General features: G+C 64.7%; 11 protein-coding genes. 2 read left to right on the top strand and 9 right to left on the bottom strand.

Going from position 1 to position 15,238, the window contains the following annotated elements; genetic code table 11:
• Nucleotides 1-75 precede the first annotated feature (75 nt).
• The 8 genes from AC1PLU_RS15420 to gloA2 all read right to left on the bottom strand — a co-directional run bounded on the left by AC1PLU_RS15420 (nt 76) and on the right by gloA2 (nt 10,359).
• Nucleotides 76-861 (bottom strand): hypothetical protein, encoded by a 786-nt coding sequence (locus AC1PLU_RS15420; protein WP_046931879.1) that lies wholly within the window; start codon nt 859-861, stop codon nt 76-78.
• Between the two features lie 117 nt (nt 862-978).
• Nucleotides 979-1,410 (bottom strand): Rnf electron transport complex subunit RnfB, encoded by a 432-nt coding sequence (gene rnfB, locus AC1PLU_RS15415; protein WP_481106671.1) that lies wholly within the window; start codon nt 1,408-1,410, stop codon nt 979-981.
• A gap of 1 nt (nt 1,411) precedes the next feature.
• Complete coding sequence (locus AC1PLU_RS15410) at nt 1,412-2,002, bottom strand: HAD family hydrolase (protein WP_481106670.1); 591 nt, start codon at nt 2,000-2,002, stop codon at nt 1,412-1,414.
• A gap of 347 nt (nt 2,003-2,349) precedes the next feature.
• Nucleotides 2,350-4,440, bottom strand: a complete 2,091-nt coding sequence (gene metG / locus AC1PLU_RS15405; protein ID WP_481106669.1) for a methionine--tRNA ligase — start codon at nt 4,438-4,440, stop codon at nt 2,350-2,352.
• 269 nt (nt 4,441-4,709) lie between these two features.
• Entirely contained in the window at nt 4,710-5,159 is a 450-nt protein-coding gene (locus AC1PLU_RS15400) for a DUF2147 domain-containing protein (RefSeq protein WP_006450214.1), read from the bottom strand.
• Nucleotides 5,160-5,264: 105 nt separating this feature from the next.
• Nucleotides 5,265-8,855: an ABC transporter permease/M1 family aminopeptidase gene (locus tag AC1PLU_RS15395; RefSeq protein ID WP_481106668.1), complete on the bottom strand. Its 3,591-nt coding sequence runs from the start codon at nt 8,853-8,855 to the stop codon at nt 5,265-5,267.
• 12 nt (nt 8,856-8,867) lie between these two features.
• Nucleotides 8,868-9,761, bottom strand: a complete 894-nt coding sequence (locus AC1PLU_RS15390) for an ABC transporter ATP-binding protein (protein ID WP_481106667.1) — start codon at nt 9,759-9,761, stop codon at nt 8,868-8,870.
• Nucleotides 9,762-9,969: 208 nt separating this feature from the next.
• Nucleotides 9,970-10,359 (bottom strand): SMU1112c/YaeR family gloxylase I-like metalloprotein, encoded by a 390-nt coding sequence (gene gloA2, locus AC1PLU_RS15385; protein ID WP_481106666.1) that lies wholly within the window; start codon nt 10,357-10,359, stop codon nt 9,970-9,972.
• Nucleotides 10,360-10,795: 436 nt separating this feature from the next.
• Between gloA2 and mmuP the strand changes: the two genes are divergently transcribed.
• The gene (gene mmuP / locus AC1PLU_RS15380; protein WP_481106665.1) at nt 10,796-12,193 is read left to right on the top strand and encodes an S-methylmethionine permease; all 1,398 of its coding nucleotides are present in this window, start codon (nt 10,796-10,798) and stop codon (nt 12,191-12,193) included.
• Nucleotides 12,190-13,152: a homocysteine S-methyltransferase gene (gene mmuM, locus AC1PLU_RS15375; protein ID WP_481094978.1), complete on the top strand. Its 963-nt coding sequence runs from the start codon at nt 12,190-12,192 to the stop codon at nt 13,150-13,152. Before mmuP ends, mmuM begins: the two co-directional genes overlap by 4 nt.
• A gap of 6 nt (nt 13,153-13,158) precedes the next feature.
• On the opposite strand, the gene AC1PLU_RS15370 is transcribed toward mmuM, so the two are convergent.
• Nucleotides 13,159-15,099: a DUF885 domain-containing protein gene (locus tag AC1PLU_RS15370; RefSeq protein ID WP_481106664.1), complete on the bottom strand. Its 1,941-nt coding sequence runs from the start codon at nt 15,097-15,099 to the stop codon at nt 13,159-13,161.
• Between the last annotated feature and the right edge of the window lie 139 nt (nt 15,100-15,238).

Raw genomic sequence — 15,238 nt, 5'->3', positions numbered from 1 at the left:
CTGCGTGGGGAATGGGTGCCCGGGCCGTTTTACGCAACGGCGCGTGGTCGAACGTGAAGATGGCGCGTGTCTGGTTCACGGGGCGCTGCAGCGCTTGGCCAGCGGCTGCTCGCGTGCCTGGCGCAACTCGTCTGCACTGGCCGCACGCGCAGCGGTGTCCGGGAAAACGATGCGCACGTGCGGATAGCGGCCGCGTTCGTCGCGCAGATTGCCGACGCCGCGGAATTCGAGCAGGCGCTTGTCGGCGATGGAATAGCGCACCTCCAGCGACGGCACCGCCGCGCCGTACCAGGCATCCAGGCTGAGCCGATAGCGACGCTGGCCGGCGCTGTCGCCGATCCGTTCGACCTTGAAGGCCAGCTGGCGCTGCAGACTGGGCAGCACGAAGTCGACGCGCTGCGTTGCGCTGGCGAGTGCGTCCCATTGGGTGCGCAGATAGGCATCGAAACCGGCATCGATCACGCGCGCGCCTTCGCTGGCGGGCAGCGCAGTGCGGCGTTCGGCCTTGCCGGGTTCCTGCTGAAACATCTCGCGCACGCCATCGCGTTGGCGCACGCCTTCGCGGTAGCCGTCGCGTCCATCGAGCAGGCTGAAGTTGGGCGAGGGGCCGCCGCCATCGACCAGTTTGCGCGCGAACGGGCGCCCGTCCGTGCAGCGATACAGCACCACCCGGCCGCCGTCGTCGAGCAGCCAGTGCGACTCGCGGTAACGCAGCGCGCCGCTGTCGCCATCGAAGGCATCGCCGTCCACACGGGTGACAGCTGCTGCGCTGAGCGGCGAACAGCCCAGCACCAGCAACAACAACGGCGGGATCGGCCGGCAGCGTGCGGCTAACGTGGCAAGGGCGGCGAATGGGCGCATCGGCGGATTCCTCGATGGGAGTAAACACCAATACGAGCGCGTCCGCAGCATGGATGCGCCGGATGCGTCAGGACGTTCCTGACGGAAGGTAGGAGTTGGAGGCCTTTTGCGAGCCGTCTAGCCGATTGTGCGCAGCTCGATGCAATCCACCGGGCAGGCTGGCAGGCAGAGCTCGCAGCCGGTGCACAGCGGCGCGATCACCGTGTGCATGTGTTTGGCGCCGCCGACGATGGCATCCACCGGGCAGGCCTGGATGCATTTGGTGCAGCCGATGCAGTCGGCCTCCACGATCCATGCCACTTGCGGCGGCGTGTGGGTACCGCGGGTGCGGTCGTACGGGCGTGCAGGAACCTGCAGTGCGTGCGCCAGCGCGCGGGCACCGGCGTCGCCACCGGGCGGGCAATGATCGACGTCGGCGTGCCCATCGGCCATCGCTTGCGCATACGGGCGACAGCCGTCGTAACCGCACTGGCCGCATTGGGTCTGCGGCAGCAGGCGGTCGAGGCGTTCGACCAGATCGGGCGTGGGGGCGGGCGTTGCAATGGGCATGTCAGTGCAACAGATTGCCGCGATACCAGCGCTGCTGCGCCAGTGCCAGCATCGGTGTGTCTTCGCGGCTATCGCCATAGGCATGCACGCACTCGTACTGCGACAGGTCGTAGCGCAGGCGGATCTGCGTGGCCTTGTGCGGGCCGAAATCGCCATTGGCGTAGCGCCCGCTCAACACGCCGGCGTGGTGTTCCAGCCGATTGCAGATCAACGACAGGTCATGCTGCGCACACCACGGCTGCAGATACAGATCCAGCGACGCCGACACCAGCACCACTTCATGCCCTTGTGCCTTGTGCCAGTCAATGCGCTGCATCACGTTCGTGCGCAACATGCCAGGCAGATCGTTGCGTGCGTACGCTGCCCCGTGCATGGTTATTTCCTCCAGCGAGCGAGCGCTGAAGACCAGGCGCGTGACGCGTGCGCGCAAGGCCTGCGCGGAGATCAACCCAACCCGATAGCCCAACACCCACGGACCCACCTGCCACTTCGCCGCCGCCAGCTGCGCCGGCGTTGCCACCTTGCGCAGGAAGCGCGCATAGGTGTCGCAGGTAGTGATGGTGTGATCGAAGTCGAACAGGGCGAGTTGCATGGGGCTGGGAGTGGGGATGGGAGGTGGGATTGGGGATTGGGGATTAGAGATTGGTTAAAGGCACGGTGTTTTTCCTTCTCGCACCGGGAGAAGGTGCCCCGCAGGGGCGGATGAGGGTACGGGCGAAGCCACGTGCAGTTGGAACGACACCAGGGCTTCGCACCGTACCCTCACCCCAACCCTCTCCCGCAGGAGAGGGGCTTAGCCTCTTCCTTCTCCCACCGGGAGAAGGTGCCCCGTAGGGGCGGATGAGGGTACGGGCGAAGCACTCGTGTCAGGTCTCCCTCAACAATCAGGTCTTGCTTTTACGATTCCCGATTCCCGATTCCCGATTCCCTAATCCCGCCTCACCGAACCGGCATCCCCGGCAGCGCGCCACCATCGGCATCCAGCAACGCCAACGCGCCGCCATCGAAGCCGGCCGACAAAATCATGCCTTCGCTGATGCCGAAGCGCATCTTGCGCGGTGCCAGGTTGGCGATGAACACCACGCTGCGGCCGACCAGCGTTTCGGGTTCGCCGTAGCTGGCGCGGATGCCGGAGAAGATCTGGCGCTTGCCCAGCTCGCCGGCGTCCAGTTCGAAGCGCAGCAGCTTGTCGGAGCCTTCCACGAACTCGCACACCAGCACCTTGCCGATACGCAGGTCGAGCTTGGCGAAATCGTCGATGCCAATAAGACCTGGATTCGAGACGGAGGCGGGGGGATTGGCCGGCGTAGCCGCTTTTGCATCGGTTTTGGTCACCTTTGCAGCGCTGACGGTGGCCGCAGCCGGTGCTGCGGGCGCAGAGAGAGTGTCTTTTGAAGCGTCGGTCATGGCGTCGATCAGTTTGGGGTCGATACGGGTGAACAGGGCGGTGTAGGGCTGGATCGTGTGTGCGGTCAGCGGGCGCGCGACGTCTTCCCAGCTGGTCATCGGTGCTGACAGGAAAGCCTCGGCCTCGGCGCAGGTGCGCGGCAGGATCGGCTTGAGTGCGGCGACCAGAATGCGGAACAGGTTCAAACCCTGCGTGCATACCGATTGCAGCTGCGCATCGGCACCTTCCTGCTTGGCGATTACCCATGGCTTGGTGTCGTCGATGTACTTGTTGGCCTCGTCGGCCAGCGCCATGGTCTGGCGGATCGCGCTGGCCGCATCGTTGCGCTCATAGGCCTCGCGGATCGGCGCCAACGCGGCGACGAAGCGCTCGTATTGCGCCAGGTCGGGCAGGGTGTCGGCCAGCTTGCCGTCGAAGCGCTTGCCGATGAAGCCGGCGCAGCGGCTGGCCAGGTTGACGAACTTGCCGACCAGATCGGAGTTCACCCGCGTGACGAAATCGCCCAGATTGAGATCCAGATCATCCACACCGCCAGAGGACTTGGCCGCGAAGTAGTAGCGCAGCGCTTCCGGCTCCAGGCCCACGTCCAGGAAGGTCCGCGCCATCACGAAAGTGCCGCGCGACTTGGACATCTTGGCGCCGTCTACCATCAGATAGCCGTTGACATGTAGATGGGTCGGCGCGCGATGGCCGGTGCCGTGCAGCACGGCCGGCCAGAACAGGCCGTGGAAATTGACGATGTCCTTGCCGATGAAGTGATGCAGCTCGGTCTGCGTGCCGGCGACCAGATGCGCGTCGAAGTCCTCGCCCATCTGCGCGCACAGCGTCTTGAAGCTGCACAGATAGCCGATCGGCGCGTCCAGCCACACGTAGAAATACTTGCCCGGCTGGCCGGGAATCTGGAAGCCGAAGTACGGCGCATCGCGCGAGATGTCCCACGCGCGCAGGCCGCCTTCGGTATCCAGCCATTCCTTGAGCTTGGCCTTGACGCCCGGCAGTGCGACATCGCCAGCCAGCCACTCACGCAAGAAACCGTCGAAATGGCCCACTTCGAAGAAGAAATGCTCCGAATCGCGCAGTTCGGGCGTGGCGCCGGAGATCACCGATTTGGGCTCCTTCAGCTCGGTCGGGGCATACGTGGCGCCACAGACCTCGCAGTTGTCGCCGTATTGGTCGGCGCTGCCGCAGTTGGGGCAGATGCCCTTGATGTAGCGATCCGGCAGGAACATGCCCTTGGCCGGGTCGTAAAACTGTGCCACCGAGCGACGGCTGATGTGACCGGCGGCCTCGAGCTTGGTGTAGAAGGCCTCGGTGAGCTCGCGATTGACCGGCGAATTGGTCGAATCGTAATGATCGAAGGTCACCCCGAACGCGGCGAAATCGCGCTCATGGCTGGCCTGGATGTTGGCGATGAAGGCTTCCGGTGTCACGCCGGCCTTTTCGGCGGCGAGCATGATCGGCGTGCCATGGGTGTCGTCGGCGCAGACGAACCAGGTCTTGTCGCCGCGCAAGCGGCGCGCGCGCACCCAGATGTCGGCCTGGATATAGCCGACCAGATGGCCAAGATGCAGCGGCCCGTTGGCGTAGGGCAGGGCGGTGGTGACGAGTGCGGTGCGGGTCATGGCAGGCGTAATGCGGGGGACGGGCGATTATCGCATTAGTCGTGAGCCGGGATTGGGGCTGGGAGATTGGGGATTCGTCAAAGCAGGATCAGGCCGCCTGCCTGTCCAGACGCGCGGCGTCAGCCATCGCTGCGGCACCAGCAGCCGATGATCCCGCCCAATAGAACAAGCCCCCAAAAATCGCCGACGCACAAAAAAGGCGCCCCGAAGGACGCCCGCTCTTGCGAATCCCCAATCCCCAATCCCCAATCCCCAATCCCCAATCCCGGCTATTCACGAATCCAGGTCTGAGTACGGCCCAGCGCCTCGATACCCACATAACCGCGCATCTGCAACTTCTTGCCGCCGTCGGTCAGGGTGACCTTGGCCTTGTAGGTCTTGCCCTTGGCCGGGTCGAGCACCGAGCCGCCGCTCCACACCGCGGTGCCGTCGGGCTTGAGGCCCCACAGGATGGTCATGCCCTTGATCGGCTTGCCTTTCTGGGCGCCATCGCATTTGTCGCAGAGCGGGTTCGGGCCCTTGTCCGATTGCAGGATGTCCACCACCTTGCCGCTCAGCGTGCCGTTGCCGGTTTGTTCGATCTGCACCACCGACTTGGGCTTGCCGGTCTCGTCGTCGATGGTCTTCCAGCGGCCTACCGGCGAGTCGGCGGCCTGGGCCAGCAGCGAGGCCGCAGCCAGCGGCAGGGCCAGCATCAGGGTCTTGAAGGTCTTGCGCATGTGTCCCCTCCCAGGGATTGCTGTGGCCGCCGTCGGCGGCCTGATCGCAATGTATACCGTGGAGTATGGTGGCGGAAAGACGCGCTGCGGCATGCGTTCATTCGGCTATTGCAGCGTCACCTGCTTGCGGTTGTCCGCCGGCACGCGGTCGATCAGCTTGTTGTCCGGGTCGAAGCCGGCTTCGGCAGGCAGGCCGTCGACCGTGACGGTAAAGCTCGGCGCGGCGCTGGTGATGTGTTGACGCTGCAGGTACAGCACCGGTGCTTGCGCGTCCTTGCCAGCGGCCTTCCCGTAGATCGCCACTTCGATCCAGTCGTCCAGCGGCACTGCATGCTCCTTGCCCTTGCCGTCGGCCTGCAACTTGGCCGCATGCGTCTGCACGGTGACCTCATAGCGCCCATAGGGGCGCTTGCGTGCCTGCGCGCTCACCACGCGGTTGTCGTAGAAGGTGATCTTTTCGAACAGGTCGGTGATCAGCCCTTGCTGGTCCGGGCGCGCCTCGGCCCGAATGGTCTGCAGCAGCTCGGCTGAGGTGGTGTAAGGCGGTTGTTCGAACGCCTTGGCGGCCAGGAAGCGCTGCAACGCGCGGTTGAGCGCCTGCTCGCCGATCTCTTCGCGCAGTCGGTAAAACGCCAGCGAACCCTTGCGGTAGTGGATGTATTGCTGGTCTTCCACGCGATACAGCGGCAATTCCTCGATGGTTTCGCCACCACGGCCTTCCAGATAGCGGTCCAGTTCGTACTTGAGAAAGCGACGCATGTGGGCGCGTCCGTACTCGCGTTCCATCACCATCAACGCCGAATACTGCGCCAGCGATTCCGACAGCATGGTGGCGCCCTGGACATTGGCACCGATCACCTGATGCGCCCACCATTGATGCGCCACTTCGTGGGCGGTGACATAGAACACGTAGTCGATATCGTTCTTGTCGCGCAGATCGGCAATGAAGCCGATCGACTCGGAGTAGGGAATGGTGTTGGCGAACGACTGCGCAAATCGCGCGTAGCCGGGGAACTCGATGATGCGCACCTGATGGTGCTGATACGGGCTGAAATTGGCTTCGTAATAGGCCAGCGATTTCTGCACGCTCTCGATCATGCGTTGCACGTTGTACGGGTGTTTGGGGTCGTAATAGATCTCGATCGGGATGTTCTTGTAACGCGCCTTGCGCACTTCCCAGCGTGCCGACAGGTAGGCGTAGAAGTTGAGCATCGGGCGGTCCATCACGTAGCGGAAGCAGCGCCTGCCATCGCGTTGGAATTCTTTCTGCAGATAGCCCGGTGCCAGGGCGATCTGATCCGGTGCGGTGCAGACGGTGTTGGCAAAACCGAGCCAGTCGGCATCGTTGCTGACGTAGCTGTTGGCACGCGCGGCCTGATCTTCCAGCTTGGGCATGCGCGTGGGTTCGCCCAGGCCGCGCTTGCGGCGGTCGTTGCGGTCGGTGATCTCGGTCTGCGTGTTGTAGCCGAACCAGGGCAGCAGGGTATTGTTGAAAAAGCTGCCGTTGTCGACCAATTCGGTTTGCGCCTGTTCGGCGGTGAGGCCGTGCGGATGCTGGTCCACGCGGAAGCGGAACACGCGCTCTTCGCCAGGTTGCAGCGGCTTTTGCAGGCGATAGATGCGGTAGCCGGCCGGGACGTCGTGCATGGTTAGGGTCTGCCCGCCTAGATCCACCTTCACCAGGCTGCGGTCGCCAGTGCGGCCTTGCATGCCGATGTGCACCTCGCTGATCGGCGCGGTGTGGGTGTTGCGCACTGTCCAGGTGGCATCGATGACGACCGATTGGGTTTCTGGATGCAGATCGACATGGTTGTCGATCGCGACGATGCGCGGCTGCGGCAGATCCTTGTACTTGCGGTAATCGCGCTCGTAGCGCGCCTGCAGGTCCAGCCGCTGTTCCGGCGACAGGAAGCTGTTGTAGATGTTGGTGTTCCAGTACAGCCAGCCGCCGACCGCCGCGAAGCCGAGCAGGGTGGCCGCCAATGCCGCACCGGTCGGGCTGCGCAGGCGCCGCAACGCCAGCCGCACACGCTGTCGCAACCCGTGGCCCACGCCGCGCGGCCAGAATGCCGAGGACAGCAACAGCAAGGCCAGCAGGAACACGCCCCAATAGCCCTGGAACCACAATTGCCCTGGCAAAAAGTGCCCGTAGCCGTTCATGTCCGAATATGGTGCGTTGGGCCAGCCACCGAAGGTGTAGAGGTTCTGGGTGTAGTCGAGCATCGACAGCACCGATTGCCCGATCAACACCAGCATCAGCAGCGCATAGCCGACGAACTTGTTGTTGCTCAGCACCTGCAGCGCCAAGGCCATGCCGCCCATCAGCACGTACAACACCGAGCCCAGTGCCAGGGTCTTGAGATATAGCAGCGGTTCGATGCTGGTGTAGCCACGGCCAAGCTGCAGCGCGATCGAGGTCAGCGCACCGGCGAGCTGGAAACTGGCGATCACCGCCAGCAAAGCGACGAATTTGCCAAGCAGCGGCACCCAATCCGGTACCGGCATCGCGTCGGTGATGCCGTCGATGCGGTTGCTGCGCTCCTTCCACACCAGCTCGCCGGCATAGAACAGCACCACGATGATCAGCAGAAAGCTGTAGCTGTTCTGCAGCGCCTCCAGCATCAACAAGGTCACCGGCAGCACGGCGGTGCCGTAATTGCGCGAATTGAACAAGGCGGTCGGAATGAAGTTGGCCAGGCCCAGCATCAGCAGCACCACGAACGGCGCACTGCGCAGCACGCCCAACGTGTCGAAGCGGATCTGCCGCAGCAGCTGCTTCCAGGCGGTGGCCACGCCGAAGCTCGGCGTGACCGTCAGGCGCGTGGTGGTGACGCGTGTGCTGGTGGGCGCCGTATCGGCAGGCGCAATCGCGCCAGCGCCACGGCGCCGACGCGTGCCGCTGCGCTCGGTGCGAAACAGCGCGAAGGTGGCGGCGAACAGCACACCGCTCATGCCCAACCACACCGCGCGATTGGCGAGCAGATAGCCGGTCAGTGGCGGCAACTGGTGATTGCGCTGGTCCACCGACCAGTAGCGCAGCGTCTGCGACAACGCGCGGATGCCGAGCGGGTCGGACAGCGTGGCGATCCACACATTGTCCAGGTCGGCCATCAGCGCACGGCTCACGCCATACAGCACGAAGAACACGATCACGCCGATATAGACCCACAGGATGCTGCGCGTGGTCACCGCCAGCACCGACAGCAGCGCGGTGGTGAACAGCAGATTGGGCAGCACCAGCACCAGCAACGACCACAGATAGGGCAGCACTGCGACCGGGCCGAGCCGTGCCTGATCGATCCACGGCATGAACTGCGCGGCGAACATGCCCAGCGCGATCACCACATACATCACCATGCCGGCGATCAGCGCCGCACCGATGCGGCCAAGCAGATAGTCGCGCCGCCGCACCGGTGTGGAAAACACCAGCTCGGCAGTGCCCAGGTCGAAGTCGCGCAGCAAGGCATTGCTGACGAACAGGGTGATCACCAGCAGACCGAGCAGGCTGAAAAGCCCCAGCAGCGTGGCGATCACGGTCGGCGCATTGCGCAGCACGTTGCCGATGCCGCCACCGATCTGCACCGCATCGCTGGACAGTGCGGCAAACGCCAGCAACGCATACAGCGCAGCCAGCAGCCACAGGAAGGGCGAGCGCATTTGTTCGCGCAGCTCGAAGCGCAGGAACGCCAGGATCATCGCAGCGCTCCGTCAGGCAGCCAGCGCTTGCTTGCGCAGGCGCTGGAAATAGACATCCTCAAGATCGGGAGCGACCTGTTCGAAGCCCGGCTCCGGGCAGTCGGCACTGAACACGTGGATCACCGGATGCCCGGCAATCAGGCGCGTGGACAGCACGGTGAAGCGTGCTTCGTAATCGGGCAACGCCTGCTTGGCGACCTGTTTGCGCCAGACCTGCTGCTGCAGCATCTCGATCGCGTCGGCGGGCCGCCCGGTCAGCAACACCTGGCCCTTGTTCATGATGGCCATCGTCGGGCACAGGTCGGTGACGTCTTCGACGATGTGGGTGGACAGGATCACCACCACGTTCTCGCCGATTTCGGCCAGCAGATTGAGAAAGCGATTGCGCTCTTCGGGGTCCAGCCCGGCCGTCGGCTCATCAACGATGACCAATTGCGGGTTGCCCAGCAGCGCCTGCGCAATGCCGAAACGTTGCCGCATGCCGCCGGAATAGGTGCCGAGCTTGCGCTTGCGTGCGTCCCACAGATTCACTTGCTGCAACAGCCGCTCGACCACCTCTTTGCGCTCGCCGCGATGGCTCAGCCCCTTGAGCACGGCGAAGTGATCGAGCATGTCCAGCGCGCTGACCTTCGGGTACACACCGAAATCCTGCGGCAGATAGCCCAGCCGGCGGCGTAAGGCGTCCTTGTCGGAGAGCACGTCGATACTGCTGCCGTCGGCACCGGTCAGGCTGACGCTACCCGAATCGGGCTCCTGCAGCGTGGCCAGCGTGCGCATCAACGACGACTTGCCGGCGCCGTTTGGCCCAAGCAATCCGAACATGCCGCGAGGAATGTCGAGGGTGACGCCTTGCAGCGCATGCACGCCATTGGCGTAGGTCTTGGACAATGCACGGATCTGCAGCATGTACGGTTCCTGTGTCCTGGTGTGGTTCGATCTTCATGGCGTTACCGCATCGCCGCATCCGCCGAAAGTCACAGCGACCATCGACTACCAGCGGCTCACAAAACATACCGAGCGCCCGCCTGGCGGCCGCGCAGTAGCTTTGTTGATCGCTCTGACTTCTTCGACGTGCCTCCGTGGCGGATGTGACCGAACCTGCCGGGTCTGCTGTTCAACCGACTTCGTAGAGCTCCAGCGGCAAGTCGTCCGGATCGGCGAAAAAGGTGAAGCGGCGGCCGGTGTATTCGTCGATGCGGATGTCTTCGGTGACCACGCCGTGCGCGTTGAGATGCGCGACGGCCGCGTCCAGCGCTTCGACCCGGAAGGCAAGATGACGCAGACCGCGCGCTTCCGGGCGGCTGGGGCGCAGCGGTGCGTCGGGAAACGAAAACAGCTCGATCTGGCCGCCGTCGGGCAGCGCCAGATCCAGCTTCCAGGAATCGCGCGGCTTCCGGTAATGCTCAGCGAGTACGCGCAAACCCAGGACATCGCAATAGAACTGCTTGGAGCGCGCATAGTCGCCGGCGATGATCGCCACGTGGTGAATGCCGGCGAGCATCATGCGGCGCCTCGCATGCGATGGGGGAGCTGGCGCTGCCCCGCGTCGCCAGCGGCCAGGACGGATGCACCACATGCAGCGACGGCGATAGCGACATTGATGGCATCTGCGATACGTGCAGGCAGCGAAGATGCACTCCAGCGCTGCGTCTTCGCGTAGGTGCGTGTGTGCAAGTGGTGTGGCATGTCAGCGGTCCGGATGAGCAGTGGCGAGGATACCGCCCGGGTGCCCGGAGCGTGTCGTGCAGACCAGGCCAGACCAGACCAGGCCAGGCCAGGCCAGGCGCGACGCGCGCTGGAGCGCATCGAGGCAGAACGCCCCGCGCGGTATCGCCGCACGGCATCGCGGATTGTTGGTGCCGCGTCACGGCTGGCCAACGCGTGGCTGTGCTCGCCTGCGCGCGCATGGCAGGATGCTGAGTCACCGACCCGTCCTGCCGATGCCCGAACCCACCTCCAACGCCGCACCGCAATTCCAGCGCAGCATGCAGGTGCGCCATCTGGTGATGCTGTCGCTGGGCGGTGTGATCGGCACCGGGTTGTTCTTCAACACCGGTTACATCATCGCCAGCACCGGTGCGTTGGGCACGGTGATCGCGTATCTGATCGGCGCATTGGTGGTGTATCTGGTGATGCAGTGCCTGGGCGAGCTGGCGGTAGCGATGCCGCAGACCGGTGCCTTTCACGTGTATGCCGCGCGCTACCTCGGCCCGGCCACCGGCTACGTGGTGGCGTGGTTGTATTGGCTGACCTGGACGGTGGCGTTGGGATCGAGCCTGACCGCTGCCGCGTTCTGCATGCAGTACTGGTTCCCGCACACACCGGCATGGCCGTGGTGTCTGTTGTTCTGCGCGCTGATCTTCGGCTTGAACACGGTGTCGGCGCGCTGGTTTGCCGAGGGCGAATTCTGGTTTTCTTTGATCAAGGTGATCACCATCCTGGTGTTTATCGTGCTCGGTGGTGCGGCGGTGATCGGCGTGTTGCCGTTGGCAGATGGTTCGCCGGCTCCCGGGCTGCGCCACCTGCGCGCCGATGGCTGGTTTGCGCAGGGCACCTTGCCGATTTTGATGACGATGGTGGCGGTGAACTTCGCATTCTCCGGCACCGAGTTGATCGGTGTTGCCGCCGGCGAAACCGCGCAGCCGGCGCGTGCGATTCCGCTGGCGATCCGCACCACGCTGGTCCGGTTGGTGGTGTTGTTCGTCGGCACCGTGCTGGTGCTGGCCGCACTGTTACCGGCCGAGCAGGCAGCAGTGGAGACCAGCCCATTCGTGCGCGCCTTCGAATTGCTGGGCATTCCGTATGCGGCCGACATCTTGAATGCAGTGATCCTCACCGCGATCCTGTCGGCGGCCAATTCCGGCCTGTACGCAGCCGCGCGCATGCTGTGGTCGCTGGCCAACGAAGGCACGCTGCCGGCGCGGCTGGCGCGCCTGACCCGGCGCGGCATCCCGCTCCCTGCATTGGCGTTGAGCATGCTCGGTGGTCTGTTGGCGCTGCTCACCGGCGTGTACGCGGCCGACACCGTGTTCGTTGCGATCTCGGCGGTGTCCGGCTTTGCGGTGGTGGTGGTGTGGCTGAGCATCTGCGCCTCGCACTACTTTTTTCGGCGCCAGTTGCTGCGCGACGGCATCGCGCCGGAGAGCCTGGCATATCGCGCGCCGTGGTATCCGTGGACGCCGATCCTGGGGTTTTCGCTCTGTCTGCTGGCCTGTATCGGGCTGGCATTCGATCCGCAGCAACGCGTCGCGCTGTGGTGCGGCATCCCGTTTGTGGCGCTGTGCTACGGCGCCTACGCACTCACACAATGGCTTGCGGCCCGGAGACAGCACGCATGACGATTCTTCCCCGCCGGCCGCGTGCCGACGCGCCTTTCAGCCAGGCCCTGCAGCACGATGGCTATGTGCTGCTCGATGGCGCGCTCGCCACCGAACTGGAACAACGCGGCTGCGATCTCAACGATGCGCTGTGGTCGGCGCGCGTGCTGATGGAGCAGCCGGAGCTGATCTATCAGGTGCATCGCGACTACTTCGCTGCCGGCGCGCAGTGCGCCATCACCGCCAGCTACCAGGCCACGCCGTTGGGCTTTGCCGCGCGCGGGCTGGACCTGGCGCAGTCGCAAGCGCTGATCGCACGCAGCGTGGCATTGGCTGTGCAGGCGCGCACCGATCATCTGCTTGCCCATCCACAGGACGCGCCGTTATGGGTGGCTGGGTCGGTCGGGCCGTATGGCGCGTATCTGGCAGATGGCTCGGAATATCGCGGCGACTACGCTCTGCCGTTGGCACAGCTGATGGACTTCCATCGTCCACGTATCGCCGCGTTGGCCGAGGCGGGTGTGGATGTCCTGGCCTGCGAGACGCTGCCGTCGGCTAACGAGATCGTCGCGCTGCGCCTGCTGCTGGAAGAATTTCCACAGCTGCATGCATGGTTTTCCTTCACCTTGCGCGATGCCGCGCATCTGAGCGACGGCACGCCGTTGGCACAGGTCATCCCGGCGCTGGATGCCTGCAAGCAGTTGATCGCAGTGGGCATCAACTGCATCGCGCTGGAACATGTCACCGCCGCTTTGCAGACGTTGTCCGCGCTGACGTCACTGCCGCTGGTGGTGTATCCCAATTCGGGCGAGCACTACGATGCCGACGACAAACGCTGGCATGCCGGCAGTACGACGGCATGCAGCTTGGCCGACCAGCACGCGCAGTGGCTGGCGGCCGGCGCGCGGTTAATCGGCGGTTGCTGCCGCACCACGCCGCGCGACATCGCCGCGTTGGCGGCTGCGCGCACGGCGGGCTGAGCTGCCTCAGCCTTTTTGCGTGGCGATCCAGCGCTGGATCTTGTCCTGCAGGATCTCCAGCGGCACCGAGCCATCCTTGAGCACTTCGGTGTGGAAGGCGCGCACGTCGAAGCGTGGCCCAAGTTCGCGTTGCGCCTGTTCGCGCAGCTGCGCGATCTTCATCTCGCCGACCTTGTAGGCCAGTGCCTGGCCGGGGATGGCCATGTAGCGGTCGACCTCGGCTTCGGCATCGGTGCGGCTCATGCCTGAGTTGTCCAGCATGTAATCGATCGCCTGGGTGCGGCTCCAGCCCTTGCTGTGCAGGCCGGTGTCAGCCACCAGGCGAATCGAGCGCCACAGCGCGTTCTGCAGATAACCGTAGGTGTTGTACGGATCCTGATACAGACCCAGCTCGCGCCCCAGCGACTCCGCGTACAGGCCCCAGCCTTCGATATACGCCGTCTCGCCGCCCAGGCGGCGGAACTTGGGCAGATCGGTCAGCTGCTGCTGCAGCCCGAGCTGGAAATGGTGGCCGGGAATGGCCTCGTGCAGATACAGGCTCTCGGCCTCCCAGGTCTTGCGCGAAGGCAGGTCGGAGGTGTTGACGTAGAAGATGCCCGGCGTGCTGCCGTCGCCGTTGGGGCGCATGTACGAGCCACTGGCGGCCGCCTGCGCGCGCTGGGGTTCCACCACGCGTACTTCCAGCGCCGGCATGCCCTGGACATTGAACAGGCGCGGCACCGCCAGCTGTACACGGCCTTGCAGGCCACGGTAATAACCCAGCAATTCGGTGTCGCTGCGGAAGGCGAAGCGCCTGTCGGTCTGCATGAACTTGTAGAACTTGGGCAGGTTGCCGCGGAACTTGACCTGCTTGGCCAGCGCGGCGATCTCGCCCTGCAGGCGCGCCACCTCGTCCAGCCCGATCTGATGGATATGGTCCGGGGTCAGCTCGGAGGTGGTGCTCTGACGCACGTCGTAGGCGTACCAGGCCGCGCCATTGGGCAGCGCCGTCAGTCCGTCGGTATCGCGGCAGGCCGGCAGGTATTCGGTGGCGATGAAGCCGCGCAGCTCCCGGTAGGCCGGCATGATGCGCACTTCGATCAAGCGCTTGTATTCGGCGGTGATGCGCTGCTTGTCGGCCTCGGGCATGTCTGCCGGCAGGTTGCGCACCGGGCCCCAGAACAGGCTGTCTTCTGCATTGCGCGCGATGATCGCATCCAGCTGCGGCAGCACTTTTTGCATCAGCACCTTCGGCTGCACCACGCCGGCCTGCATGCCGGCGCGCATATTGCTGATCGCCTGGTCGAACAGCTCGGGGATGCCGACCGCACGCCGCGACCAGTTGTCGTAGTCCTTGACCGTCTTGAACGGCTGCGCGCCGGTGCCCGAGCCCAGCACCACCGCGATGCTGGCGATGTTGTAGAACTGGTTGATCGGCAGCATCCAGCTGGGGAACTGCTCGGCCGCCAGTGCGCTGCGCGCATCGCGCACGAAGATCTGGTAGCTGAGCAGGTCCTGCCCGCTCAAGCCGTCCGGCCCCAACGCTTCGGCCTTGCCCAGCCACAGAACGGTGAAGTCGTGCGACTGCTGGCGGAACGCCGGCGACAGGAAGTTGGGCAACTGGTCGTTGTAGCGGGTTTCGCCCTGGAAGGTGGCCTGCAGCGGGTTGAGCTTGAGCGAGGCATCCCAGTACTGGTCGTAGAGCAGGTTGAGCTGCTGCGCCTTGGTCAGCACCACGGGCGGGGCGACGACGCGCGGCTTGGCCTTAGCGGCTTTGCCCCCTTTGGCAGCCTTGGTGGTCCTGGCGGCCGGCTTGGCGGTCTTCTTGCCTTTGCTCGCCTTCGCGCGCGTTTGCGAGGTCTGTGCCTTGCCGGTTTTCTTCTTGGCCGCATCGGCGGGCGCTGCCAGCGACAGGCTCATGATGGCGGCCATGGCCAGGGACAGCAGGCGGGAAAAGCTGAGGGGCATTACCGGCTCCGGGAACAAGCGAGCGGGGAGCTTGCCCGATCCGCACCGTTCAAGCCACCCACCCAGCCCATGGGGCGCGCCTGGAATTCATGAAGCCCGCGTTGCAGATGGGCGGCGCACACGCCTGTTGCAGTGCGAT

It is taken from the genome of Xanthomonas sp. NCPPB 2933 (assembly GCF_056725225.1).
This window is presented reverse-complemented; position numbering and strand designations above follow the sequence as displayed.

What these genes read in the sequence shown, in the direction of transcription:
- AC1PLU_RS15400 (WP_006450214.1), bottom strand. Translation starts at nt 5,159, where the DNA reads ATGCGCAAGACCTTCAAGACCCTGATGCTGGCCCTGCCGCTGGCTGCG.
- AC1PLU_RS15395 (WP_481106668.1), bottom strand. Translation starts at nt 8,855, where the DNA reads ATGATCCTGGCGTTCCTGCGCTTCGAGCTGCGCGAACAAATGCGCTCG.
- mmuM (WP_481094978.1), top strand. Translation starts at nt 12,190, where the DNA reads ATGACGATTCTTCCCCGCCGGCCGCGTGCCGACGCGCCTTTCAGCCAG.
- gloA2 (WP_481106666.1), bottom strand. Translation starts at nt 10,359, where the DNA reads ATGATGCTCGCCGGCATTCACCACGTGGCGATCATCGCCGGCGACTAT.
- AC1PLU_RS15420 (WP_046931879.1), bottom strand. Translation starts at nt 861, where the DNA reads ATGCGCCCATTCGCCGCCCTTGCCACGTTAGCCGCACGCTGCCGGCCG.
- mmuP (WP_481106665.1), top strand. Translation starts at nt 10,796, where the DNA reads ATGCCCGAACCCACCTCCAACGCCGCACCGCAATTCCAGCGCAGCATG.
- rnfB (WP_481106671.1), bottom strand. Translation starts at nt 1,410, where the DNA reads ATGCCCATTGCAACGCCCGCCCCCACGCCCGATCTGGTCGAACGCCTC.
- AC1PLU_RS15390 (WP_481106667.1), bottom strand. Translation starts at nt 9,761, where the DNA reads ATGCTGCAGATCCGTGCATTGTCCAAGACCTACGCCAATGGCGTGCAT.
- AC1PLU_RS15410 (WP_481106670.1), bottom strand. Translation starts at nt 2,002, where the DNA reads ATGCAACTCGCCCTGTTCGACTTCGATCACACCATCACTACCTGCGAC.
- AC1PLU_RS15370 (WP_481106664.1), bottom strand. Translation starts at nt 15,099, where the DNA reads ATGCCCCTCAGCTTTTCCCGCCTGCTGTCCCTGGCCATGGCCGCCATC.
- metG (WP_481106669.1), bottom strand. Translation starts at nt 4,440, where the DNA reads ATGACCCGCACCGCACTCGTCACCACCGCCCTGCCCTACGCCAACGGG.